Here is a 24,272-nt window from a genome sequence, read left to right as displayed (position 1 = left end):
TATAAGCAATGTGTGTACCATGATTAACGCCAAAATAATGACTAGTTGCTCAAAGAAATTACAATCCTTTGATCTAATGTGAATTTTTGTCTAATCCATCAATGCAATTATTTTCATTAGTGGCGATGTTCAGGAGGGATAGGCAGGTCATAATCTTGAATCTTAGGTCGTTGACCGCCACGTTTGCGATACTGCTTAAGTTGGAACACAAACGCGAGCACTTGTGCTACGGCAGTAAACAGTCCATCTGGGATTTCTTGTTCCAACTCTGTGGTGTGGTAAAGCGCACGCGCCAAAGGTGGAGCAGGAACAATAGTAATGTCATGTTCGCGCGCCACTTCTCGAATCTTCATCGCCATATGGTCGGTACCTTTGGCGATCACTACAGGCGCACGGTCGGTTTTCTGTTTATAACGCAGTGCGACGGAAAAGTGCTCCGGGTTGGTAATGATAACGTCCGCCTGAGGGACATCAGCCATCATTCGACGCTGAGCCGCTTCTCGTTGCAGCATACGAATACGACCTTTGACCTCCGGTTTACCTTCGGTCTCTTTGTATTCGTCTTTGACTTCTTGCTTGGTCATTTTTAGTTGATCGGCGTGCTGCCAAATCTGAAATGGAATATCGATCGCAACAACGATAAGCAACGAGCAACTGATCAGTAAAATAAAGTTAAGCAAGATATCCAGCGCATGGAATATGTTCTGCGGATACACGTCCATACTAAGTTGAATCAAATCCGCTTGTGAGGCTTGGATGAGGTATATCGCCATTCCCGTCACAAGTGCGACTTTTAAGATGGACTTGATAAGCTCTACCCAACTCTGCATGCCCACCATACGCTTTAAGCCGCTAAGCGGGTTCATTTTGGAGAGTTTTGGCATCGCCGCTTCAGCAGAAAAGCTAATGCCCCCCACACCAGCCGCGCCAATCATTGCAGCAATAAACAAGGTAATGAGGATAAGAAAAAGTGGAAACAGCAGATCGCCCATCGCACCAAATGCAATGTCGAACAACTTAGCCGTATCAAAAATCTCATCGCGTTTGAGATCAAATAAGCGGCTCATAATGGAAAACAACGAGCGTGCCAAAGACTCGCCAAACCACATTAAGGCGATAGCACCAACAATCAATACCGATGCTGATGCGAGCTCTTTAGACCGAGCAACCTGTCCCTTTTCTCTGGCTTGTTGTAACCGTCGGGGCGTGGCTTCTTCGGTGCGTTCTTGACCGTCTGACTCTGCCAATCCAGCCTCCTAGCAATCTAAGCGAATGAGGTTACAAATCTGCTCCTCACCCACTGCCCAGAACAATTCATAATGACTGTACAAACCCGCCAAAATGTACCAACAAAGCAATAAACCGACCATCAAGGCAAACGCAAAACCAAGCGAGAAGATATTCAACTGAGGCGCGGCACGGGTCATTACACCAAATGATAAGTTAATCGTAAGCAGCGCGATAATGCCAGACAACGACATACTCAAAGCGGTCTTAAACATGATGCCAAGCCAACCCGCCATTTCGCGAAAATCCACCGCATTAAGCGAGCCAGAACCTATCGGCAAGGTTTTAAAGCTGAACACCACCAGTTGCAGCATTTTCAAATGCCCATCGGTAGCAAGGAAGAACATGGTCGCTAAAAACATGAACAGCTGACCAAGCAAAGGTGTGTTTTGGCCGTTTGCTGGGTCGACCATGGACGCAAAACCCAAGCTCGATTGCATACCCAAGATCTGACCAAGTAGAACAAAGGTTTGAATCATAAACTGGGTCACCATGCCCATCGCAACACCAATTATGATTTGTTCCGCAATGGTCATGAAACCACGAAAAGAGAGCAGCTCAATATCCTGCGGCACAGCTGGAATCGCCGGAGCAACGGCAAAAGTGATCGCTAAACCTAGGTAGAGTCGAATTCGAGGCGAAACAAAACGTGCCCCTGTCACCGTCATCACCATCAACATGGCAGAGATACGTGTGTAGGGCCAGAAGTAATTCGCGATCCAGTCGAGGACTATATCGGTAGGATACTCCATATGCGCCTCTAGTAGAGCACCTGTGGAAGACGTTCAATCAGACCGAAGAAATATTCCATCAACATCTGTGTCATCCAGTGACCAAATAACATCAACGCCAATAAAGTCACAATCAAACGAGGTAAGAAACTCAACGTTTGTTCGTTGATAGAGGTTGCCGCTTGGAAAATCGCGACAACAAGACCGATAAGCAAGCTTGGGATAATAATGGCACAGACCATGATCAGCACCATCCAAAGTGCATCACGGAAAAGCTCGACAAACATTTCAGGAGTCATGTCTTACCCTCTTCTCTCTGTGCCAATCTAAAGGGCAAAACTGCCGGCGAGTGTCGACAATATCAGGTTCCACCCATCCACCAGCACAAACAGCATCAGCTTAAATGGTAGCGATACGATCATTGGTGATAGCATCATCATACCCATAGCCATCAACACCGACGCAACAACTAGGTCGATGATCAAGAATGGTAAGAACAGCATGAAACCAATTTGGAAAGCGGTCTTAAGCTCAGAAGTAATGAAAGCAGGAATCAACACCGCCATCGACACATCTTCTGGGTTTGTCACCTCTTCGCCAGACATATTGACGAAAGTTTCCAAATCTTTGATTCGAGTCTGCTTGAGCATGAACGCTTTCATCGGCACTTGAGCCGCATCAAAGGCTTCACGCGCCGTCACTTGTTCATTCAAATAAGGCTGAACCGCTTTATCGTTGATCTCATTTAACACCGGTGACATGACAAAAAAGGTAAGAAAGAGCGCAATACCGATGATGACTTGGTTGGAAGGCGTCTGTTGCAAACCCATGGCTTGCCGTAAGATCGACATCACGACCACAATGCGAGTGAACGAGGTCATCAAGATCACCATCGCTGGCAAGAAGCCAAGCATCGTCATCAACGCAAGGATTTGTAAGGTAACCGAGTAATCTTCGCTACCATCGGCGTTGGTGGTCATAGTGAAAGCAGGAATACCGCCCCCATTGGTCACTGACATAGTGCGACTTGAGCCTGATTCACTTTCCATCGCTTTCACGGTCACGCTGTCACCTTGAGCGAGGTTAGCAGGTAACGGCGACTCCTCTGCCTGAGCAAACGAAAGTGAAGAAAACAGCATTCCGACCATCAGCACAAACACGCTGAACATCAGGCGGATTGAATTATCCTTTGTCATGTTTTTTTATTAGCTGGCTGAACTGGCTAGCAAAAGCACCGGTGGCCAACTCTTCCTCTTTCAGTGGCGTTTCAAGTTTGGCAAGCGTTTGAATGGATTGGCTAGTAATACCAACCAAAAACTGCTCTTCTCCTACTTGAACAACCGCAATTCGTTCTTTAGTACCAACCGGTAACTGGCTAATAATACGCAGCCCTTTTTGTTGACCCAATGCTGGCACTTGCATGCGTTTTAGCATCCAAGCGAGCAGAAGAATCACACCAATAACCAGCACCAAAGAGCCCAGTGTCGTCGCCAAATCTAAGTTGCTTGGCGCGGCAGCAAATGCATAAGGAGCACTTAGCATTAAGCCAAGTGCTCCCGTTATTTGCTTCAATCGAGTTTTGATTGAACTGCTCATATTAGCGCAGCTTTTTAATGCGTTCAGTTTGGCTGATCACGTCAGTAAGACGAATACCAAACTTATCGTTGACGACCACGACTTCACCGTGAGCAATCAAAGTACCGTTAACCAATACATCGAGCGACTCACCAGCCAATCGGTCCAACTCCACAACCGAACCTTGGTTCAATTGCAATAGGTTACGGATGCTGATCTGCGAACGACCGACTTCCATCGAAATAGTCACGGGGATATCCATGATGGTGTCGAGTTTACGACGCTCATCATCAGAGATTGGGCTAGAGGTGTCTTTCAACTCTTCCAGTGGCGCTGCCAATACTTCATCAACATCAATTGAAGGCGCAGACGGGTCCTCGCCAAGAGCGGCTGCCCATTCGTCTGCTAGCTTTTGATCGTCACTCGGTTCCATTTTTCTGTCCTGTGTTAAACCTTACTTGCGCACTGTGAGCTTGCTTTGTCCCTGTTGTGAGTACTAGCAGCTGTTGCGACTTAGGGAGTAAGGATTTCTTAATCGTCTGTATCGTCGTCATTCTCAAGCTCAGACATAATGTCTTTACCTAAGAAGGCTAAATCGGTTTTCACTACGTGTGGGCGTTCAATTTCTTCAGAAACTTGCACCGCAAGCTTGTCGTCAGAGCGCCCCATCTTCACGCGGTAAGTCGGTAAATCTTCAATGAACATGGTCGCATGTTCTGGCATTTCAATCGGGATCACATCGCCCGGTTGCAACTCCATCAAATCACGTAGGGAGATGTCTTTCTCAAGCAGATTGACGCGGAAGTTAACCGGACAATCCATGATCTCTTCACGCAGTGCAGAGCTCCAGCGAACGTCGGTTTCCATCTTGTCAGATTGAACACCAGCATCGAGCAATTCTCGAATAGGCTCAACCATTGAGTACGGCATCACCACATGGAAGTCACCACCGCCGCCATCCACTTCAATATGGAATGAGCTTACGACAATCACTTCAGTCGGGCTGACAATGTTCGCCATGCTTGGGTTTACTTCTGAATCAAGGTATTCAAATTCCACCCCCATGACCGGCGACCATGCTTCTTTGTAGTCTTCGAAAACAATCTTCAATAGAAGCTGGATGATGCGACGTTCAGTTGGGGTAAATTCACGACCTTCAATTTTGGCGTGGAAGCGACCATCACCGCCAAAGAAGTTTTCTACCAAGATGAAGACTAAACGCGCTTCCATGGTGATCAATGCCGTACCTTTTAGTGGACGGAAACGCACCATGTTCAAACTGGTTGGAACGTACAGAGTATTTTGGTATTCACCAAACTTCATCATCTGTACGCCGTTAATCGAGACCTCAGCGGTTTTACGTAACATGTTAAACAGGCTGATACGCATGTGTCGTGCAAAACGCTCGTTGATAAGTTCGAGCGTCGGCATTCGACCACGTACAATCCTGTCTTGAGACGAGAAATCGAAATTGACGGCACCTTCGGTGTCGTTATCTATGGGTTCATCAACGTCATCGACATCGTCAACCCCATGCAGAAGCGCATCAATCTCGTCTTGGCTTAATAGATCGGTCACGTTTTACCTATTGAATCACAAAATCTGTAAACAGTACTTTTTCAATCACTGGCTTACCAACAGCAGCATTGAGTGCAGCTTTGATATCGTCAGAAGCGCGGTCACGCAGCTCAACACGTCCCGTAGGGGAACGAAGCTGCTCAACGGTTGCCGATGCAAAAGTTGACAACAATGAACTCTCAATCAACGGAGAGTGGTAACGAGCTAATTGCTCATTTTCACTGCCACGCACCATCAATTGCGCTTTGATTTGTACCAGTCTGTCACGACGGTCGCCCGTCACGTTAAAAATAAAGGGTTGCGCGATATTCACATAAGCGATCGGCTCAGCCGCTGTTTGCGCTTGTGCTTGCTCGGTCTGCTCCGCTTGCGCTGGCTCATCAGAGCCCATTAAGAAGAAAGCGGCGGCACCACCACCAACCAGCAAAACCACCACTGCGATAATGATGATCAGTAATTTACTTTTTCCTTTTGGCGCATCCGCACCTTGTAACTGTTCTTCTGCCATTACTGTCTCTTATTGTTCTGCTTTTTCTAGACCGCTATTTTATGCGTAAAAACTAATTCCATCACGCTTTGAAACGACATTCAAATCAAGATTCGTGTCGGCATCAAAGTTTTCATCTGACTGACCAGAAAATCCACGACCTTGCCCGCCTTGACCATTCTGTTCAGCATTTGCGTAACCACTTTGCTGCTGTCCACTGCTCTGCTGCTGTACAGAAGAATCCGCCAACTGCATACCTTGTTGTGCCAGCATCTCTCGAAGGCGTGGCATTGTCTGTTCGATCAAATCACGTGCCTGTGGATTCGCCACTGTAAAATGCACGTTAGCGAGATCGTTGTTCATTGTCATGCGAATTTGCATGCGCCCTAACTCAGGTGGGTCAAGACGAATATCGAGGTTTTTCAAGTTCTTCGACATCATCATTTGTACTTTTTCTGCCACCTGGTCATTAGCGAGCTCTTTGGTAAGCTGCAAAGGCAGTTGGGCTTGTTGAGCTGCATCCACTCGCGCTTGTTGCTGAGCCGTCACACCTTGTTGACCTGCTGCAGCTTGAAGTTGCCCCGCCAGTCCATGTTGTGGTTCTGGCTTATCTTGTTTACTGCTTGCTCCTTTTAGCGCACCGGCTGCAAGGCTCGCGTTCATAACTTTCTTACTTAACTCTGCGCTTGATGTTGCGTGCGCGGTCGGATTCATGTTTGCAGCAACCAAAGCTTCTGGCATGGCTGACATAGCAGCTTTATCAACGTTGGTCGCCACGGCTGGCTGCGCAGTGGCTTGTGCGGCTGCGTGTTTAGCGTCCTGAGCAACAATATGATGTGCTTGCTGAGCCGCCACTGCTGATGTTGTAACACGAGTCGGAGTGTGGGCCACCTGATGCTCCACCATCGCAGCTTTAACATCACTTGGCAAGGCGACAAACTGAGCAAGATCTTGTTCTGGAATATCCGCAACCAACTCACCCGTTTTTAACCCTTCAATCACATCAATTTCTTGTTTTGAAAGTGGTTTACCTTGTGCCAGTTTGGTATCGATGATGTGTAATTCATCAAGCGTAATTCGTTTAACAGGTACCGCTTCTGCGTCACCAGATAAGCCTTGTTGTAGTGCAGCCGAAGCGGTTAGTGCTTCAGCACCAGCAAATACTTCAGCGCCTTGCATTGTTTGAGGTTGCACGCCTTGCGCAACGACTTGACCATTCACTGCGGCTTGCGTAGTTGCATTCACCGTTGCTTCCGTATGGGCAGCTTGCGCACTAGGTGAATTCCAATCAATTTGCGCAGGAGCTTGAGCACTTGTTTGTTGTTGCACTAGGTTTGAGGCTTGTTGCTCAGTCATGTCTTTAGAAGCAACGACGACAGGCTTACCATTAGCATCGAATACGACCTTCTCATTACCAGTCGAAGAAACTGCTTCCCCTTGCTGGACAGACCCAGCAGCAAGAATCGCCTGCTGCTTAGGAGTGAGTGGTACACTTTGCGCCTTATCGTTCCCTGTTTGTGTAACATTAAGTTCTGGTGGCAAGGCTTTGCCGCTATCAACTGAAGACTCAGTAGGTTTAAGAGTCTGGTTGGCTTGCTCTATACGACCAAGAAGTTGCTCACCTTCTCCCATCGCGTTTTTTACATGAGCACTTTGAGCTTGTTCTGTATCAGCAACTTTTACGTTTTGAGTTTGGCTTGTCGTTGATGATGTAGCCAGAGCCGATACAGACTCAGATCCGTCTTCACTTTTCACAACATGCCCGTCTACCGACGAATTTACCGCAGCCACTTTTGCTGCCGAGCCTGGTTTTTCTGAATTGGCAGCTTGCTCATTATCTGCCCCCTCTGACGACTTCGTTGACTGATTATGTGTCAGCAGCGCATCGGTGGACTCTGACGATGTTGTTTTTTCACCGTCTGCCACGACTTTTTCTTGGCTCTCACCTTCTGAGCTTACCGATGCTACCTTTGCAGCGTCATCTGTGGTTTCTGCCGAAGCTTCTGACGCATCAGGTTTTGCGACGGCTTTTTCTGATTTTTGTGAATCGGTAAACACCCCTGCTAAGGTTTCAAAAAAACCTTTGCTTTCAGGGTCTTCTGCAGCAACTTTATTCGAAGAATCGGAAACCGATACCTTACTGGTTGCAGAAACATTGGATAAATTCACATTCATATAGAAACTCTCGTTATCGGCAGCGCTGAGCATGGCGCTGTCGGATTGCTCATTGGCGGCAAACTTGGGTCATGAGACCCGATACTGTCGGTTAAATTGCAAAAATCACGCCAACCTATAGTGTGGAATTTCTGACGGAGCAAAGAAGGGATACGGATGGAACAAAGATTAAACTTGCCGTAAATCTAGTGACTTTATTAATTTGACTGCGGAGTCGTTGAGGAGTAAATAAAAAACCTCGCTCAACCTTTAAGGAATCGCTTTGAAAGTCACAGAATTACGCCAATACAAAATCAAAACTGGCAAAACAGAGCAATGGTTAACGTGGATGAAGAACGAGTTACTTCCCTATCAACGCTCCAAAGGCATGCGCGTATTAAACACGTATGTTCATACAGGCGAAGATGGACATGACTACTTTGTTTGGCTGCGCGAATTTGACAGTGAACAAGCACGCCAATCACTTTACGCCGAAACCTACAACGAGTGGTGGATTCGAGAAATTCGACCAAAAGTGTTTGAGTTAATTGAGCAAGATTCCGTCAAAGTGACCTTGTTGGAATCGGTAGAAATATAATCTACGCCAGCATCGAGAGTAAGAACATTTAGAATCGTTGCGGTTTCCGGCTGTACAGTAAGGTAGAAAACTCATCCATCTGCTTTTGTTCGCGCTTGGCTTCCGCAATTTGCTTTTCCTTCTCGCGCTTTTCGATCATCCACTCATAAGACATACGCTCTTTACGCATGTTTAACCAGTAATCTTGGCAGTTAACCACCTGTTCTTTAAAGTGGCTTTCGGCTTGCTTTTGTTTGGAAAGCGTTTCATCAAGCTGGGTTAAAAAGCGATTCAAGTGACCGTATTGGCTCGCAGTGAGTCCTGCCATACCACGATCTACCAGTTGCTGGCAGTAATCTAAACGGTACTTTTCAATCTGCTCAACTTGGCGGTAATAATCTTCTAGCTCTGTGCGGGCTTTATTGAGCGCTAATACTGCTTGGTCTTCGCGCTCTTTTGCCTGATCAAGTAGGAACTCCATGGCGTTATTCATGCGCTATTACCCACCCAAGATGCTCTTCAACATATTGACACACATGTCATAAGGCACAGACTCTTTCATGCGTTGCTGCAAGTATTCATCCAATTTTGGCTTAAGGGTAAACGCGCCATCGATAGCAGGATCAGTACCCGGTTTGTAAGCGCCAATCGATACCAGATCTTGGTTCTTACGGCAAATCGACAACACCTGACGGACCGCTTTCGACATTAATACATGTTCTTCAGTGGTGATTTGCGGCATAACACGGCTCACCGATTTCTCTACATCAATGGCTGGATAATGACCTGCATCCGCCATTTCACGAGACAACACAATGTGACCATCTAGGATCGCACGTGATGCATCGGCGATCGGATCTTGCAGATCGTCACCTTCGGTCAAAACAGTAAAGAAAGCGGTAATTGATCCTTGATCATCACCACCATTACCAGCGCGTTCCACCAGCGCTGGCAGTTTAGCAAATACCGAAGGCGGATAACCTTTGGTTGCAGGCGGCTCACCCACAGACAATGCAATCTCACGCTGTGCTTGAGCAAAACGCGTCAGAGAGTCCATTAGTAGGAGAACATCTAGTCCTTGGTCACGGAAGTATTCGGCAATCGTCAGTGCCGTTTGACAGCCTTTCAAACGCATCAAAGGAGAAGCATCGGCAGGTGCAGCCACCACCACAGAACGGCGGCGTCCATCTTCACCCAAAATCTCTTCGATGAACTCTTTTACTTCGCGTCCACGTTCACCAATCAGACCAACGACAACGACTTGTGCTGTCGTGCCTCGCGTCATCATACCGAGTGTGACCGATTTACCAACACCCGAACCAGCAAACAGACCGATACGTTGGCCTTTACCTACGGTCAACAAACCGTTAATGGCTTTTAAGCCGACATCAAGCGGCTCAGAAATAGGTTTACGTGCTAGGGGGTTTATTGGCTCGGCATTGAACGAAGCTCGATGCTCCGTGTAAAGAGGACCAAGACCATCAAGTGGGTTGCCCACACCATCAATAACACGCCCAAGCAGTTCCATTCCGACTGGCAAACCGGCTTCACTGGTTAACGGCGTCACTTTCGCGCCCGGTAAAATGCCCGTGATTTGCTCACTCGGCATTAAGAAAAGGTTATCACCAGAAAAGCCCACGACCTCCGCTTCCATATGACCGGACATGGTCTCGACTAGACACAAACTACCAATCGGAGCACGACAGCCTGTCGCCTCTAAGGTCAAGCCTACAACGCGAACGAGCTTGCCTGAAGCAACTGGGCGCGTGGTTAGCCCTTCGATTTTGTAGTTTTTTAAACGGTCAGCCAAGGCTTGCATGGATTACTCGCCCCCTTGATGGCGGTTTGCGCCACAGAAGCTGTTTAACACACTTTTCACGCGTTCTTCCATACGATAGTTGATGCTCGATTCGCCAGCAGCAATCTGTACGTCGCCACGGTTTAATGACGGCTCAGCCACCAAAGTCCAGTTACGACAATCAAGTTCTTCTTCACCGTATGCAGAGCGAATGATCGCAACATCATCAGGGTTCAGGTGCAAGGTGATTGGGTGACCAGAAATTGGAAGTGCTTCAACTGACTGCTTTACAGTATCGAGAATAATTTGCGGGTTGGTTTGCACTTCCACGTGCACCACTTCTTTAACTAGGCATAGCACCATGTCGACCAATTGCTTTTCAACCTGAGCATTCATCAACTCCAAAGGTTGAGCGAACTGGTTTGCCAAGTTCATAAAGGTTTCCACTTGCTGCTGGATATATTCTTGTCCAGCCGTTACGCCTTCGGCTTTGCCCAGTTCCAGACCTTCTGCATGACCAGCTTGAACACCTTCTTCTTTACCTTTGTCGTAACCTTGCTTAAAACCCGCTTCTTGACCTTGATAGAGACCTTCTTGATAAGCGCCTTGCTTGATCAGTTCAATCTGTTCTTCTGTCAGTTCAAGCGCTTGTTCTTCTTCCGGCTCGTCAAAGTTTGGTACCCAACTCGGATCGTAGTTAAACGCTGTTTGCTTGGCTTGTTTTGCTTTTGGCTCGCCATAATCAGGCAAACCCCAGCGCTGAGGTTCGATCATCGCATCGTCTTCATCAGGACGGATAAATCCACGTTTTCTATCGCCAGCCATGCTTAACCTACAATCTGTTTATGTTGAAACTTATGTTGAAAATAAAGTGCGTTATTTAAGGAAGTGCTTGCTCCTTTTCTCCCCAGCTTGAAGGAAGAAAAGGAACGAAGAAATGATTATAAGAACTCGTCCGCGCCACCAGATAGCATGATCTCGCCAGCATCTGCCATACGACGAGCAATTGCCAGGATCTCTTTTTGCGCCGCTTCTACGTCTGCTACGCGAACTGGCGGCATTGCTTCGATATCGTCGCGCATCATCTCAGCTGCACGTTTAGACATGTTCTTGAAGACTTTCTCACGTAGAGAGTCGTCGGCACCTTTAAGTGCACGCTGTAGGACATCTTGAGGAACGTCACGCAGCAACTTCTGAATGCCTTGGTCGTCCACTTCCACCAAGTTCTCGAACACGAACATAAGATCTTGGATTTGTGTCGCCATGTCTTCGTCTTGGTCGCGAATTTGCTCCATCAAGATACCTTCGACGTTGTTGTCTAGGTAGTTCATGATTTCTGCTGCTGCCTTCAGACCGCCAATCTTCGCGGCTTGCGCACCCGCTTGACCTGCGAACTGTTTCTCCATGATCTCGTTCAGCTCTGCCAGTGCCGATGGCTGAACTTCTTCTAGGTTGGCAATACGCATCATCAGATCCAGACGCACACGCTCTGGGAACTGAGAAAGAATTTCTGCAGACTGATCCGCTTCCAAGTACGAAAGTACGATGGTTTGGATTTGCGGGTGCTCGTTGACAATGATGCTTGCCACTTGGCGAGGGTCCATCCATTTAAGTGAATCCAGACCTTTCGAGCCTGTACCCAGTAGGATTTGATCAACCAAGTTGTTTGCTTTGTCTTCACCAAGAGCAGCCACCAGCGCATTACGCATAAAGTCTTCGCTGCCCATACCGATGTTGGTGTATTTCTGGATGTCTTCTAAAAACGCGCGGTGCACACCAGACACTTTGTCTTGGCTTAGATCTTTAGCACGTGCCATCGCACTACCAACACGTTGAACTTGTTTTGGTTCTAAGTGACGAATAATGCCGGCGGCATCACCTTCATTCAGGCTGAGCAGCAAGATCGCCGCTTTTTCTTCGCCTGTCATGCTAGAGACATCAAACTCCGCAGGAACGCCTGCGCCGTTTTCATCTTGAGGTACGATATCGTTAGCCATTTTCGTTCATCCAGTTTTTCACAACTTGAGCAGCAAGCTCTGGCTCATTCGCCACCAGAGCGCGCACTGCTTTGAGTACATCTTCATCTTTGTGAAGGTTAGGTAAATCGATGCTTGAGCCAAACTCAAACAGTTCACCGCTTTCGATGTCGCTACCAATCAGGCTGGTTTCGCCATCCGCACCAATTGGCAAGCCATCTGGTCCGTACATTTCGTCTTCGTCGTTGTTGGCTGGGTTGAGCAGTTTCTTCATTGCTGGACGAACCAGTACCAAGATAACCACGATGATCACCAACGCGCTTGCAAACCAACGAACCCAATCGTTGAAGTTTGGATGCTCCCAAATTGGTGGATCAACCATTTGCTCAAGCTCTGGTTCAGCAAACTTGACGCTCAAAACGTTGAGTAAGTCACCACGACTTTGATCGAAACCAACCGTGCCGATCAGAACTTGGCGAATTGCATTAATTTCAGATTCAGACAATGGTGTATAAGTCACTTCACCAGTATCAGGATTCACGGTACGGCGGTCTTTGATCGCAACAGAAACCGTTTGACGAGCCAGCGTACCGGTTTGCTTACGTTCATGGCTGATCGTGGTATCAAGCTCAAAGTTACGCGTTGATTCTTTACGTACCGAACCCTGACCAGTCAATGTGCCGTCTTTCATTTGCGCCACATCTTGAGGAATAGACGCATCCGCTGGCGGCTGGTTGCTCAATGCACCAGGAATGCCCGCGACCATGTTGCCATTGTTGTAATCTTCTAGCGCGTATTCACTACGGGTTGCCGGAGTATTCGGATCGAAATTCTTACGGGTTTGCTCAACAGTACTGAAATCCATTTGGATATCCACCTGAGCGGTGTAGTTACCGAAGCCTAAAATAGGCAAAAGCACAGAATCGATTTTCTCACGCAGGGCTTGCTCTTGGCTTCGCTCTAGCTCTTGCTCTTTACGACGAGCCGCTGACGCTGGGTCTTGAGAACCCGAGCTAAGCAGGCGACCGTGTTGATCGGTTACCGTAATACGAGAGGTCTTCATGCCCGGAACAGCACTCGCGACCATATCGACGATAGAATCCACTTCTTGCTGTTTAAGGTTCGCACCTGTGGAGAGCGTCAAAAATACCGAAGCAGACGCTTCTTGGTTGTGGCGAACAAACACACTGTGTTTTGGCAGGGCAAGCAGCACACGAGCTTTACGTACCTGCTTCATCTCTTCAATCGCTTGAGCAAGTTGGCGTTCACGGCTGAGCTTCAAACGTTCTTGTTCCAAACGCTGTGATACACCAAAGCCCATATCTTGCAACAGAATATCATCGCCCGCCGCCGTCGCTTGGTTTACACCAGCACGCACCATGCCGAGCTTGATCGAGTTATAGTCACTCGCTTCTACCGAAATGGTATTACCATCTAGCTTGTAATTGATTTTTTGCTGGTCGAGGTAGTCCAGCACAGGGATCAGTTCTTCCGTTTCGTAAGCACCTAATGGGCGCATTTCCGGCTCTTTCACCCAGAAGAACAGCATCACGATCAGCGCAACACAGATAGAGATAGACAGCACTAACACGACCTGACGAAGTAAATCGAGGTCGCCTACTGCCATATCGAATTTTGACGCACTGCGCTCTTCAAGATCTGGGTTTTGGCTTTCCACATCCAGATCTGAGCCAGCAATCAGTGCACCATCTGCGCCGCCATCAGTGACGGTTAAATCTGTAGACTTGTCTGCCACACTTATTACCTAAATTACACTGGCATATTCATGAGATCCTTATAGGACTCAACGAGCTTGTTGCGGATTTGAACAGTGGCATCGAAAGCAACACTGGACTTGTTACGAGCAATCATAACGTCAGAAAGGGAAACATCGGCATCACCACGGTCAAAACGCGTTTGCAGGTCACCCGATGCTTTTTGAAGTGAGTTTACGTTATTGATGGCTTTTGTTAGGAGATCACCAAAATCTGCACCAACTTTCGCGCCTGTCGCCGTAGGAGCAGTGTTACTCGCTTCCACCATCATGGCGCGCATTTCTGCCTGAATACCATCAACTTTCATTGTCACCTCTAAGCCAAAAGTTTGACTATTAACTAAAACTGATTATTGACACAGCAATTACTGTGCCATAAGACAATAGTGCCGTAGTTTACCCACACTTTCGTCTTATGGCTATTTATGTGATTACTAAGCCGGAATATCGATACCAGCGTCACGCATTTTAGCAAGTTTGTAGCGCAGAGTTCGTGGGCTAATACCCAGTTTTTCTGCCATTTCTTTACGACGTCCGTTACATTCGATCAATGTTTCCAAAATAATGGCGTATTCTTGGTCACGGAGTTCCCCGCCTAGACCTTCGCCACCAGACGCTACTCGGTTGATTGGCTCAGCTTGTGCGACTGGCTTGACATCCGGTACGACCATTTCTGCATTCTGAACAACATGTTGCAGACTGTTTGCATCTTGCCAATCTACACCTTCTAGCAAAATATGTTCAGCATCTATGTCACCGTTTTCACTCAAAATCAACGCACGTTGAACCACATTATCCAGCTCACGAACGTTACCCGGCCATGGGTATTGAAGCAGCTTATCTAATGCAACTTGAGAGAACTTAGGCACAGGCATACCCATCTTGCTGCAATGGCGCTCAGCAAGATGCTGCGCAAGTGGCGAGATGTCACCTTTACGTTCGCAGAGTGCTGGCCATGCGATTGGGAAAACATTCAAACGGTAGTACAAGTCTTCACGGAAGTTTCCTTCTGAAACGTACTGTTTAAGATCTCGGTTGCTGGTTGCAAGTACGCGAACATCAAGCTTGATACTCTTACGACTGCCCAGACGCTCCACTTCACGCTCTTGTAAAACACGTAGTAACTTCGCTTGCAAACTCAAGTCCATCTCGCTGATTTCATCTAGCAAGATGGTACCGCCTTGTGCTTGTTCGAATTTGCCTGGACAAGCTTGAACTGCCCCAGTGAAGGCACCTTTTTCGTAGCCAAACAGCGTCGCTTCAAGCATGTTATCTGGGATCGCAGCGCAGTTAATGGCAACAAACGGACCATCTTTACGGTTTGAAGCGTTGTGAATGTAACGCGACATAACCTCTTTACCAGAACCGCTAGGACCTAAGATCATAACGTTGGCATCAGTGCGCGCTACTTTGTCAGCTAGAGCAAGCAGACGCAGACTTTTCTCATCTGCAACTACCGCGTCACCATTGTCGTCACTTTTAATTGGCGCGTAGCGACTTACCATGTTGAGCAAGACTTCTGGTGCAAATGGCTTCGCCATGTAATCAATCGCACCTTCTTTCATTGCCGACACGGCGTCTTCAATGTTTGCATAAGCCGTCATAAGCAGAACGGGCATATTTGGCCAATTCTGTTTGATATTACGGAGCAGCGCTAAGCCACCCATACCTGCCATTTGTACATCTGAAACTACGATGTCTACCGCGTTCGACTTCAGTTTCACTAAAGCGTCTTCTGCACAATCGGCTTCTAACCACTCATACCCAGCCAGAGCCAGAGTATCCACTAGGGCTTCACGAAGACCTTCATCGTCTTCTACGATCAGCACTTTGCTTTGCGCCATTATGATTCTCCAGTATGTGCTTGCACTCGCTCTAGCGGAATGCACATGGTAAAGCAGGCTCCATCACCCTGCTCTGAAATGAGTTCCAATCGACCGTCATGGGCACGGCAAACCATTTGAACAACAGCAAGTCCCAACCCCGTTCCTTGAGAACGCGTGGTAAAGAAGGGCTCCATAATTTTGGCTTGTAGTTCTTTTGGTATACCCGGTCCGCTGTCTTGCACAGAAATGCGCAGTTCACCGTTTACCGGGCGGAAAAAGACATCAATTTGCGATTCTTTGCCTGACATCTGAATCGCGTTCATCACTAAGTTACTCAATGCTGAAGCAATGGCATTCGCGTTACCTAATAGCTCAGTCTGCTCTTCCTCAACTTCTAGGAAGTAATCGATGCTGTTGTTTTTCAGTGCGGTTTCCACCATGGGCTGATATTCAGCCACCAGCTGAGCAATGTTAAATGGCTTAATGACTTTATTATCACCACCTTTGGCAAAAAGCAGCATATCATTAACCTGCTTCTCCAAATCGTGCAGTCGATCCATTAATTTGCTCTGAAATCGCTCTCTTGTCGCAGGAGGGAGATTCGGCGCACCTAAATTTGATGCATATAACATCGCACTTGATAAAGGCGTTCTAACTTGATGAGCGAGCGACGCCACCATACGACCGAGTGATGACAAACGTTGTAAGTCACTCACGCGAGATTGCAGTAAGCGGGTTTCTGTTAGGTCAGTGATCAGGATAAGCTGACCCGTCGCCGAGGCAGAGATAGCCAAACGCACTTTGCGACCATTGCGCAGTGAAATTTCATGACCATCATCTTCACGCGGATCAAAAACCGCTTGGATGATGTTGAACCATTTCTCGTTGACTAATGGAATCTCAAGAATTCGATGCGCTTCCGGGTTGGCTTCACGGACCACTCCGTGCGTGTCTAACAAGATCACGCCAGCCGGCATTACGTCCAGAACCTGTTTATAACGCTCTACCTGATTCTCTACTGAGTCTAAATGGGATTGGTTAGTGTTGTTGTCCATTCACTGCCTGTCGAATTGTCGCCACTTACAAACTAAAATAGCTTGGTAAGCAATTAGCGTACCAAGCTATTTTCTATATTTATCATAGCGTTATGCGAACGACAAGAAGTTGACACTAGGAAAATGGTGCTTTCGTTATCAGAAAAGATAACCAATCACCGTTGAAAGTGTGAACTTTGGCTATCAGATAAACCTAGCGCTGTAGGTTGTATTTACGCATTTTCTCAACCAATGTCGTACGACGCATACCGAGCATATCTGCCGCTCGCGCCACTACACCGCCTTGCGCTTCTAACGCTTGGCTGATCATGTTGACCTCCATATCGGCTAACAACTCTTTCAAGTTGACTCCTTCCGGTGGCAGTGCTTGAGGTGCATTCATGTTGTGGTCAAGATCGCTCTGCTCTTCAAAGCTGAAGTTTTCAGAGAAGATATCTTGGAATACATCACGCTCTTGCTCTTCCACTGTTGTGAATGGGTTCCCTTCAGGTTGGAACTCAGGAATATCACTGTAGCGGTATTTAGTCGGAAGATGATTCACGTCGACCAAGCTATTCGGGTATAGGATCACCATACGCTCAACAAGGTTAGCAAGTTCACGTACATTACCTGGCCAGTTGTGTTCCATCAGCGAGTTGATAGCACGAGGAGTGAAGCAAATTGGTTGTCCGCCTTCAGCTTCAAGACGCGTCATTAGCTCTTGCAGCAGCAAAGGAATGTCTTGCTTACGCGCTTTTAGCGCAGGCATTTCAATTGGGAATACATTCAAGCGGTAAAAGAGGTCTTCACGGAACGTGCCATCGTCGATCATGGTTTCGAGATCACGGTGAGTTGCAGCTACAACACGAACGTTTACTTTGATCGTCGTATTGCCACCAACACGCTCAAAGCAGCGCTCTTGCAATACGCGCAACAGCTTCACTTGCATAGACATTGGCATATCACCAATCTCATCAAGGAAGATCGTGCCACCTTCTGCTAATTCAAAACGACCTTTACGTGCCGTTAAAGCTCCGGTAAATGCACCTTTTTCATGACCAAATAGCTCACTTTCTAAAAGCTCTGGTGGGATCGCACCACAGTTAATTGGCACAAACGGACCGTTGCGGTAAGCAGAATGATAGTGGATATTGCGCGCCACCACTTCTTTACCTGTCCCTGATTCACCCAAGATCAAGACGTTTGCCTCTGTACCTGATACTTGTTCAATCAAATGACGAACTTCTTGGATACCACGGCTTTGACCAACGAGACTGCGGAAAAGAGTGTTTTTGCGAGCACTTGCAACAACGTTCACACCTTTGCGACCAAGAAAGTCTTTGCAGTGACGTAACGCTTCGCTAAGTTGCGGGTAGTTTAGAGGTTGCTCTAATTCACCGACAAAATTTGGCAAGTCATCAACAGGCAATGGGAAAGAGCCCATGACGAGAAGAGGGATATGGTACGCTTCGTTGAGTTGTGTCATTACTGCTGTCGCAGCCTGACCGGCAGAGATGTTAGCCACAATACAACCTGACCAAACACTAGACCAGTCTACATCGCCTAGCTGATCAGAACTGACAGCTTCGCAACTTTCTCCAACAAATTCCAATATATTGCTTATATTTAAACGACTTGGTGCGTCGTCATCGATTACAAGCAGCTTTGCCAAACCTTGCATAAGTAAGAATGATTGCCTTTATTATGGGGTTGTTGCGGCCAGACCTTGATTTGCGCAATTGAGTGTCAGAAAAGGTGGGACCACTCTCAATTAACGATAGACAAAATAGGAAAATCAGCAACAAAAAAAAGCCATTAGGGCCACTAATGACTTCTATTTTATTTGAATAAAAAAATAAGGCAACCAAGCAATAAAGAGGTGTGAGCTTGATTGTAACTTTGCTGAACGACTTGATGTGCAATCAGACACAATACCCTACCAAATCAGTAAGGTATTGTTTTCTTTATTAAATGCCAACTTCTGCAGCAGTTAGGTTGTGGAACTCAGTTGGGATCTGGTCCCACGCTGATTTGATCTCACGGATGATGTCGATAACGTCGTCGATCGGTTGAGGATCGTTTTGGTGGTTCGCGGCAGAAATCTGAGTGATCATAAACTCGTAAAGTGAATCTAAGTTTGAAGCAATGTCACCACCATCGTCCATTGAAAGGCAGCTGCGTAGCGCAATTATGATGTCTAACGCTTTACCTAGACGCTCGCCTTTTGCTGGAATGTTGCCTGCTTGCATTGCTGCTTTACCTTGGATCAGACGCTCAATCGCACCTGCCATTAGCATTTGAATGACTTTGTGCGGAGACGCCGCACTCAGCTGGCTGTCGACTGATACCTTTTTGTATGCTTGCAAAGAACCGCGCATAGTATTCCTCTTTTATATAAATTTTTTGTACTGCTGAAGCGAACGCTTACCATAACGGAACTTATGTAGCTCTTTACCAACGTTCGTGGTTTCGTTTTGCATCAGCTCAACAATTCTTTTGGTACGAGTGAGCAAGTCTTGCCACTCTGCTTCCTGCTTCACCAACGGATTGCTCTCGACAATGGGTAGCAGGTTTTGCAATAACCGTTCCCTGATATCGACCAAGCGAAGAATTTCTTCAGCATTAAAGTCGACTTTTTCTAGTTCTTGCGCAATTAGTTGATCAATATCACTAATTTCAATGAGTTCACTTCGCATCTATTGACCCAACGCGTTCATCAATGCGCCCAACTGCCCTTGCATCTTACCCGTGGCATCTTGCATAGCGGCAAACTTAGCGTGGGTGCGTTTTTCAAGGCTATCCATACGGCGATCTAATGCCGCTTGGTCATCACCTAAACGATAGTTCTGCTCAGTTAAGCTTTTTTCACGAGTACGAATACTGCCAGTAAACCCTGTAATGCCCTGAATCGCGTCTTCCACGCGTTTGGCAAAACCAGTATTACCACCAAAGAACTTTTCCAACTCGTTAAAGTTGCTGTTCAACTGGCGATCCAGCATGTCGTAGTTAATCTCTAATGTGCCTTGACGTGTGGTCGTGATACCGAACTCAGTCAGGGATTTTAAATCTTCTGGTGCTTTGTCAATCGCCGTTGAGAATACCGCTTTCAGTCTCGCATCGGCATTACGCACTGTACTGTCGCCCGCAAGCGGTCCTTTCTGACCAGTGGTCGGGTCAACACTCGATAGTGCTTTCGATGTTTGATAGAACGAGTTGTAAGCAGAGACAAAGTTTTCAATGTCATTACGCACGCTGCCGCGGTCGTATTCTACGCCGATTTCGGCAGGAGGTTTACCTACTTCGGACTTGCCTTTAAGGGTCAAGTTGACACCTTCAATAGCATCTTCAATCACGTTGTTGTGACTAGACAGCTGTGCAACGCCATCAAGCATCACTTGCGAGTCTTGCCCAGCTTGTACTTCCATCATGCCCGAGTACGCTTCAAAAGACTTCTCTGCTTCTGCGATTTTGGCTTCTGCTACGTCTATTTTTTCAAGACGTTCGCGCTCCTCTGGCTCAAGCTTGGCTCGATGAATTTGTTTTGCTTGCGCTTCAGTTAGCTCACCTCGTTCAACTTTTTGGTCAAGCTCTTGTTTTTCATCCGCAATCTTTTGCTCGATTTCCGCTTTTTCTTGTTCGAGCTGTTGTTTCGCTTCTTTCGTTGTTACGTATGAATCGGTGAGTGTGCCTGAGGCGGTGTTATCCCACCCAGGAACATCTGGCGCTTTCTCAATCGCTTTCTCATCCAGTTCGAGTTCCGGTGGACGGTAAGAATCGAGAAGTGTTCCTGAAGCCGTTTCAGTCCAACCGGGAATGCTGTCTTGTGGGCGCATACTTGCACGCTTGTTAGCGGCATCAATCGCTTCTTGTCCAGCTTTCGCCGCAGCAGCGCCGGATGCAGAGATCGGTTCATCGGATGCGCCATCTTGCGCACTTTCTGCCGCTTTTTGTTCTTCAGGAGGTATAGGATTGCCGTCTGCATCCACCTGTTCTGGTTGGTCTGCATCGGTTGTTGATTCTGGTTCTTTTAGAGGTCCAAGTACGGCTTCAGCCGCTTCACGAGCTTCTTCAAGCGCGTTCACTCGGTCTTCTAGAGTTTTGTATTCGAAATGTTTCAGCGGGTTACCTGCATCGGCATCCACACTGACTTTAATTTGATGGTCCTTGCCCGATAGATTCGAAGCAAGGATCAAACGCGGCCCTTCTACGTCGTTAATAACGGAAGCACGTACGCCAGGGTTATCCTTAGCGCCGTTAATTCCACGAACGACATCAACTAGCTTAGAACTAGAACGGACATTAACGTCGAAGGTGTCATCACCAAGAGAAATCTGCAGCTTACCAGGTCCAAACTTAGCATCTTCTGGCAAAACGTCAGAAGCCACTTTATGACTCTGTGCAAGCTGCAACACATCGATAGCATACTTACCGGCTATAGCGTCTGTTGTTGCGGTCGCAGATACCACTGCATCGTCGGTAGTATCTACCGTACGAACAGCAAAAGCCTTCTCCTGACGAAAGTTCGTCATGAGATTCTTCATCGTATCCAACGATTCTCTGAGTCGCCCGTAGGCACTGATGCTGGCGTCAATTGTCGCACGCTCGTTGTCGATGCGTTGCTGCTTTGGCACACGCTCGGCATCCACAATTTTGCTGACCATGGAATTGATATCCATGCCGCCAGACATCCCCAAAGGGCCTAAACTCATCAAATCACCTCAAAAACGACTTACACCTTTTCAACTAACAAACCGCTGTTAGCTGTGTGTTCAGCTAGGCGACGCAAAACCACTAGCATTTCTTCATCAGGAATTTGACGAATAACATCACCGGTTGTGGCTTCGTATATCGTCACGACGTCTCGACCCGATTCTTCATCAACACGAAACGCCACTCCCTTATTCATGGCGTCGACAAATTCATTCATTTGCTTAACCATTTTTTCGCGTTCTTCTCTGTTCAGCTCTTGGCGGGTATCCGCCATTTCAAGTGCAGCTTGAACAGAGAGATCGCGTTCGGCATCGTTCGCTTTTACAGGCGAAGCGGTACCGTTTGAACTTGCTGTGCTAGGCGCGCCTACGCCATTTTCTTTAGCAACTTTTGTGCCACTCGGTGTGCCGTAAGGCTGGATGTTCGATGTGTAGGAGGATATTTCCATTACAATCTCCCTTCCACCTTATGGGCTAACGATAGGTCTATCGCTTTGGTGACGTAATCACTAGGCTGAGTCGACCCGATTAGCCCAACAAGCTTAGCGCTGCAGATGGTGACTGCTTCGCTTGAGCCAAGATTGAAGTACTTGCTTGTTGAAGGATTTGCGACTTAGTCATTGCCGTTGTTTCCTTCGCGTAGTCAGTATCTTTAATACGGCTGTTAGACGCATTAACGTTCTCGTTAATGTTGTCTAGGTTGCTGATAGCGTGGTTGAAACGGTTTTGGAATGCACCAAGAGACGCACGTTGGCTGTCTACTGATTTTAGTGCGCCATCAATGATAGCTACCGCTTCTTGAGAGCCTGCAACGCTTGTTACGTCGATGTCTTTAACCGTTACGTCTTTTGCGTCACCGAAGCCGATCTCACCCGCTAGGTTACCAGAGAACTCAACGTCACCCGTTACTTTTTGAGAAGAAGCAAATACTTGTAGTTTGCCATCTTCACCAACAGACGCTTTTACATCTTCGCTTTGACCGTTGATGTAAGTCGCTAGCTGCTCAATATCGTCGCCTTGTTTTGCTTGGACAGTAAGCTCTTGCTCTTCGCCTTGCTTGTTGGTGTACGTCATTTTCAGTTCAGTTTTATCGCTCACTGTCCATGACGCATCTTTACCGTCTTCTGCTGCGTAGCTCTTACCACCCATTGCAGAAGTATCAGAACGTAGGTTACCCATAGAAAGCATTACTGCTTCACCAGAGTCCGCACCGATTTGGAAAGATTGAGTACCGTAAGTACCGTTTAGAAGCTTGTTACCACCGAAAGAGGTTGTTTCAGCGATACGGTTTAGCTCGTCGTTAAGCGCTGTTACTTCTTCTTGGATCGCTACACGTTCTGATTTTGAGTTCGAACCGTTCGCAGATTGAAGCGATAGGTCACGCATACGTTGTAGGATGTTGGTAGATTCATTCATTGCACCTTCAGCAACCTGTGCAATAGAAATACCGTCGTTCGCGTTTTTCACAGCCATGTCTAGACCACGGCTCTGTGCGTTCAAACGGTTAGAAATCTGTAGACCTGCAGCATCATCTTTCGCGCTATTGATTTTATAACCCGAAGACAAACGCTCCATTGATTTTTGTTGACCTTCAGCCGCTTGGTTTAGGTAACGCTGTGCGGTCATCGCAGAAACGTTAGTATTAACGTTAATCGCCATAATTGATCTCCTTAAGGCTTTAGTTGATGCACCGTCGTGTCTCTCACCTCACTTAGGTACATCTCATTTCTCTCAGTCCCTTTAACGGCGACCTATAAATATCCTTTAGGAGAAATTTTCAATTTTTTGCGATTATTTTCTTTAGCTTACTGAAATGTGATGAATCTCTAATATTCAATGGGTTGGCTAGCTGCTGGGTTATTAATCTAAAACAGGCAGAAAAAAACCCAGCCGAAGCTGGGTTTACTCGCTCATCTCTCACCACGAGCCAATGAGGTTCTTGCCTTTAGGTTGAAAATTAACCTAGTAGGCTTAGCGCTGAGTTAGGCGCTTGTTTCGCTTGCGCAAGGATTGAGCTTGACGCTTGCGATAGAATTTGTGACTTAGTCATTTGAGTCGTTTCTTTCGCGAAGTCGGTATCTTTAATACGGCTCTTCGACGCGTTCACGTTCTCGTTGATGTTGTCCAAGTTGCTGATTGCGTGGTTGAAACGGTTTTGGAAAGCACCTAGCTCTGCACGGTGGCTATCTACGTATTTCAACGCCGCATCAATGATAGCGACAGATTCTTGTGCGCCACCTACTGATGTTACATCGATGGTATCAACCGTTACTTTCTTACCGTCGCTTAGACCTAACTCACCAGAAAGACCGCCAGAAAACTCCACTTCGCCTTCAACTTTGTTGTTACCAGCGAAAACTTGCAGTTTACCGTCTTGGTCTACTGACGCTTTCACTAGGTCTGTTTGACCGTTGATGTAAGTCGCAAGCTCTTCGATATCGTCACCCGCTTTTGCGCTGATGTTGATTTCTTGCTCTTTACCGAAGCTGTCTGTCAGACTGATTTTTAGGTCATTTTTGCCCGCTTCAACACCCCAGTCTTTATCTTTGCCTTTTTCAGCTTGGTAGCTCACGCCGCCCATCATTTGGTTGTCAGAGCGCATGTCTTTTAGGTTTAGCATCACGGCTTCACCGTTATCTGCACCGATTTGGAAAGACTGAGTACCGTAAGTACCGTTAAGTAGACGGTTACCACCGAATGATGTTGTTTCAGCGATACGGTTTAGTTCGTCGTTTAGTGCCGTTACTTCTTCTTGAATCGCAACAC

25 protein-coding genes are annotated in these 24,272 nt (G+C 47.1%); 1 reads left to right on the top strand and 24 read right to left on the bottom strand.

All coding sequences use genetic code 11. The features are described from left to right. Positions 1–116: 116 nt before the first annotated feature. The 9 genes from flhB to NL647_RS18785 form a co-directional block, all read right to left on the bottom strand. Positions 117–1,247, bottom strand: a complete 1,131-nt coding sequence (gene flhB / locus NL647_RS18825; RefSeq protein ID WP_005448387.1) for a flagellar biosynthesis protein FlhB — start codon at positions 1,245–1,247, stop codon at positions 117–119. Positions 1,248–1,256: 9 nt separating this feature from the next. After that, a complete protein-coding gene (gene fliR, locus NL647_RS18820; protein ID WP_005448385.1) occupies positions 1,257–2,039 on the bottom strand; it encodes a flagellar biosynthetic protein FliR in 783 nt (260 codons plus the stop codon). A gap of 8 nt (positions 2,040–2,047) precedes the next feature. Then, positions 2,048–2,317 (bottom strand): flagellar biosynthesis protein FliQ, encoded by a 270-nt coding sequence (gene fliQ, locus NL647_RS18815; RefSeq protein ID WP_005433008.1) that lies wholly within the window; start codon positions 2,315–2,317, stop codon positions 2,048–2,050. A 27-nt stretch (positions 2,318–2,344) separates the two neighbouring features. After that, complete coding sequence (gene fliP / locus NL647_RS18810; protein ID WP_017817802.1) at positions 2,345–3,214, bottom strand: flagellar type III secretion system pore protein FliP; 870 nt, start codon at positions 3,212–3,214, stop codon at positions 2,345–2,347. Continuing rightward, entirely contained in the window at positions 3,201–3,614 is a 414-nt protein-coding gene (gene fliO / locus NL647_RS18805) for a flagellar biosynthetic protein FliO (RefSeq protein WP_005448379.1), read from the bottom strand. Before fliO ends, fliP begins: the two co-directional genes overlap by 14 nt. A gap of 1 nt (position 3,615) precedes the next feature. Then, positions 3,616–4,026, bottom strand: a complete 411-nt coding sequence (fliN, locus tag NL647_RS18800) for a flagellar motor switch protein FliN (RefSeq protein ID WP_005448377.1) — start codon at positions 4,024–4,026, stop codon at positions 3,616–3,618. A gap of 98 nt (positions 4,027–4,124) precedes the next feature. Further along, positions 4,125–5,171, bottom strand: a complete 1,047-nt coding sequence (gene fliM, locus NL647_RS18795; protein ID WP_005448375.1) for a flagellar motor switch protein FliM — start codon at positions 5,169–5,171, stop codon at positions 4,125–4,127. 7 nt (positions 5,172–5,178) lie between these two features. Then, positions 5,179–5,679 carry a flagellar basal body-associated protein FliL gene (gene fliL / locus NL647_RS18790; RefSeq protein ID WP_009696009.1) on the bottom strand — a complete coding sequence of 167 codons (501 nt, stop codon included), beginning with the start codon at positions 5,677–5,679 and terminating at the stop codon, positions 5,179–5,181. A gap of 39 nt (positions 5,680–5,718) precedes the next feature. Beyond that, the gene (locus NL647_RS18785; protein ID WP_253650548.1) at positions 5,719–7,833 is read right to left on the bottom strand and encodes a flagellar hook-length control protein FliK; all 2,115 of its coding nucleotides are present in this window, start codon (positions 7,831–7,833) and stop codon (positions 5,719–5,721) included. Between the two features lie 262 nt (positions 7,834–8,095). Between NL647_RS18785 and NL647_RS18780 the strand changes: the two genes are divergently transcribed. Beyond that, positions 8,096–8,410: an NIPSNAP family protein gene (locus NL647_RS18780; RefSeq protein WP_050933676.1), complete on the top strand. Its 315-nt coding sequence runs from the start codon at positions 8,096–8,098 to the stop codon at positions 8,408–8,410. A gap of 28 nt (positions 8,411–8,438) precedes the next feature. Here the strand turns inward: NL647_RS18780 and fliJ are convergent, their stop codons facing one another. The 15 genes from fliJ to NL647_RS18705 all read right to left on the bottom strand — a co-directional run. Next, on the bottom strand, positions 8,439–8,882 hold the full coding sequence (fliJ, locus tag NL647_RS18775) for a flagellar export protein FliJ (RefSeq protein ID WP_005448369.1): 444 nt from the start codon (positions 8,880–8,882) through the stop codon (positions 8,439–8,441). Between the two features lie 6 nt (positions 8,883–8,888). Continuing rightward, entirely contained in the window at positions 8,889–10,208 is a 1,320-nt protein-coding gene (gene fliI, locus NL647_RS18770) for a flagellar protein export ATPase FliI (protein WP_005448368.1), read from the bottom strand. Between the two features lie 3 nt (positions 10,209–10,211). After that, positions 10,212–11,012, bottom strand: coding sequence for a flagellar assembly protein FliH (fliH, locus tag NL647_RS18765; protein WP_005448367.1), 801 nt, complete (start codon positions 11,010–11,012; stop codon positions 10,212–10,214). Positions 11,013–11,128: 116 nt separating this feature from the next. Beyond that, on the bottom strand, positions 11,129–12,184 hold the full coding sequence (gene fliG / locus NL647_RS18760; protein ID WP_005448366.1) for a flagellar motor switch protein FliG: 1,056 nt from the start codon (positions 12,182–12,184) through the stop codon (positions 11,129–11,131). Continuing rightward, positions 12,177–13,919, bottom strand: coding sequence for a flagellar basal-body MS-ring/collar protein FliF (fliF, locus tag NL647_RS18755; protein WP_005448365.1), 1,743 nt, complete (start codon positions 13,917–13,919; stop codon positions 12,177–12,179). The genes fliG and fliF overlap by 8 nt, the downstream gene beginning before the upstream one ends. 14 nt (positions 13,920–13,933) lie before the next feature. Next, positions 13,934–14,245: a flagellar hook-basal body complex protein FliE gene (gene fliE / locus NL647_RS18750; RefSeq protein WP_005448364.1), complete on the bottom strand. Its 312-nt coding sequence runs from the start codon at positions 14,243–14,245 to the stop codon at positions 13,934–13,936. Between the two features lie 126 nt (positions 14,246–14,371). Continuing rightward, positions 14,372–15,781, bottom strand: a complete 1,410-nt coding sequence (locus NL647_RS18745; RefSeq protein ID WP_005448355.1) for a sigma-54 dependent transcriptional regulator — start codon at positions 15,779–15,781, stop codon at positions 14,372–14,374. Continuing rightward, the gene (locus NL647_RS18740; protein ID WP_005448353.1) at positions 15,781–16,818 is read right to left on the bottom strand and encodes a PAS domain-containing sensor histidine kinase; all 1,038 of its coding nucleotides are present in this window, start codon (positions 16,816–16,818) and stop codon (positions 15,781–15,783) included. The genes NL647_RS18745 and NL647_RS18740 overlap by 1 nt, the downstream gene beginning before the upstream one ends. Before the next feature lie 193 nt (positions 16,819–17,011). Beyond that, entirely contained in the window at positions 17,012–18,478 is a 1,467-nt protein-coding gene (locus NL647_RS18735; protein ID WP_005448351.1) for a sigma-54 dependent transcriptional regulator, read from the bottom strand. A 286-nt stretch (positions 18,479–18,764) separates the two neighbouring features. Then, on the bottom strand, positions 18,765–19,175 hold the full coding sequence (fliS, locus tag NL647_RS18730) for a flagellar export chaperone FliS (RefSeq protein WP_005438665.1): 411 nt from the start codon (positions 19,173–19,175) through the stop codon (positions 18,765–18,767). Between the two features lie 12 nt (positions 19,176–19,187). After that, the gene (locus tag NL647_RS18725) at positions 19,188–19,493 is read right to left on the bottom strand and encodes a flagellar protein FliT (protein ID WP_005448349.1); all 306 of its coding nucleotides are present in this window, start codon (positions 19,491–19,493) and stop codon (positions 19,188–19,190) included. Then, positions 19,494–21,506 carry a flagellar filament capping protein FliD gene (fliD, locus tag NL647_RS18720; protein ID WP_005448347.1) on the bottom strand — a complete coding sequence of 671 codons (2,013 nt, stop codon included), beginning with the start codon at positions 21,504–21,506 and terminating at the stop codon, positions 19,494–19,496. A gap of 20 nt (positions 21,507–21,526) precedes the next feature. Then, on the bottom strand, positions 21,527–21,955 hold the full coding sequence (gene flaG / locus NL647_RS18715) for a flagellar protein FlaG (protein WP_005448345.1): 429 nt from the start codon (positions 21,953–21,955) through the stop codon (positions 21,527–21,529). A 79-nt stretch (positions 21,956–22,034) separates the two neighbouring features. Beyond that, complete coding sequence (locus NL647_RS18710) at positions 22,035–23,165, bottom strand: flagellin (RefSeq protein ID WP_005448343.1); 1,131 nt, start codon at positions 23,163–23,165, stop codon at positions 22,035–22,037. A gap of 298 nt (positions 23,166–23,463) precedes the next feature. After that, positions 23,464–24,272 (bottom strand): flagellin (locus NL647_RS18705; protein WP_253650547.1); only part of this gene is annotated, 809 nt, incomplete at its 5' end.

Origin of the sequence: Vibrio sp. Y29_XK_CS5 (genome assembly GCF_024181835.1) — a bacterium.
In the GTDB taxonomy this organism is placed as follows: domain Bacteria; phylum Pseudomonadota; class Gammaproteobacteria; order Enterobacterales; family Vibrionaceae; genus Vibrio; species Vibrio harveyi.
The sequence above is the reverse complement of the archived record's forward strand: the minus strand, read 5'-3'. Positions and strand labels throughout refer to the sequence as shown.

Excerpts from the sequence above, each read along its gene's own strand:
- flaG (WP_005448345.1), bottom strand. The coding sequence starts at position 21,955 with ATGGAAATATCCTCCTACACATCGAACATCCAGCCTTACGGCACACCG.
- fliS (WP_005438665.1), bottom strand. The coding sequence starts at position 19,175 with ATGCGCGGTTCTTTGCAAGCATACAAAAAGGTATCAGTCGACAGCCAG.
- fliJ (WP_005448369.1), bottom strand. The coding sequence starts at position 8,882 with ATGAATAACGCCATGGAGTTCCTACTTGATCAGGCAAAAGAGCGCGAA.
- fliH (WP_005448367.1), bottom strand. The coding sequence starts at position 11,012 with ATGGCTGGCGATAGAAAACGTGGATTTATCCGTCCTGATGAAGACGAT.
- NL647_RS18785 (WP_253650548.1), bottom strand. The coding sequence starts at position 7,833 with ATGAATGTGAATTTATCCAATGTTTCTGCAACCAGTAAGGTATCGGTT.
- fliR (WP_005448385.1), bottom strand. The coding sequence starts at position 2,039 with ATGGAGTATCCTACCGATATAGTCCTCGACTGGATCGCGAATTACTTC.
- fliN (WP_005448377.1), bottom strand. The coding sequence starts at position 4,026 with ATGGAACCGAGTGACGATCAAAAGCTAGCAGACGAATGGGCAGCCGCT.
- fliQ (WP_005433008.1), bottom strand. The coding sequence starts at position 2,317 with ATGACTCCTGAAATGTTTGTCGAGCTTTTCCGTGATGCACTTTGGATG.
- fliE (WP_005448364.1), bottom strand. The coding sequence starts at position 14,245 with ATGAAAGTTGATGGTATTCAGGCAGAAATGCGCGCCATGATGGTGGAA.
- NL647_RS18740 (WP_005448353.1), bottom strand. The coding sequence starts at position 16,818 with ATGGACAACAACACTAACCAATCCCATTTAGACTCAGTAGAGAATCAG.
- fliI (WP_005448368.1), bottom strand. The coding sequence starts at position 10,208 with ATGCAAGCCTTGGCTGACCGTTTAAAAAACTACAAAATCGAAGGGCTA.
- NL647_RS18725 (WP_005448349.1), bottom strand. The coding sequence starts at position 19,493 with ATGCGAAGTGAACTCATTGAAATTAGTGATATTGATCAACTAATTGCG.
- NL647_RS18745 (WP_005448355.1), bottom strand. The coding sequence starts at position 15,781 with ATGGCGCAAAGCAAAGTGCTGATCGTAGAAGACGATGAAGGTCTTCGT.
- fliP (WP_017817802.1), bottom strand. The coding sequence starts at position 3,214 with ATGACAAAGGATAATTCAATCCGCCTGATGTTCAGCGTGTTTGTGCTG.
- NL647_RS18710 (WP_005448343.1), bottom strand. The coding sequence starts at position 23,165 with ATGGCGATTAACGTTAATACTAACGTTTCTGCGATGACCGCACAGCGT.
- fliD (WP_005448347.1), bottom strand. The coding sequence starts at position 21,506 with ATGAGTTTAGGCCCTTTGGGGATGTCTGGCGGCATGGATATCAATTCC.
- fliO (WP_005448379.1), bottom strand. The coding sequence starts at position 3,614 with ATGAGCAGTTCAATCAAAACTCGATTGAAGCAAATAACGGGAGCACTT.
- NL647_RS18735 (WP_005448351.1), bottom strand. The coding sequence starts at position 18,478 with ATGCAAGGTTTGGCAAAGCTGCTTGTAATCGATGACGACGCACCAAGT.
- fliG (WP_005448366.1), bottom strand. The coding sequence starts at position 12,184 with ATGGCTAACGATATCGTACCTCAAGATGAAAACGGCGCAGGCGTTCCT.
- fliL (WP_009696009.1), bottom strand. The coding sequence starts at position 5,679 with ATGGCAGAAGAACAGTTACAAGGTGCGGATGCGCCAAAAGGAAAAAGT.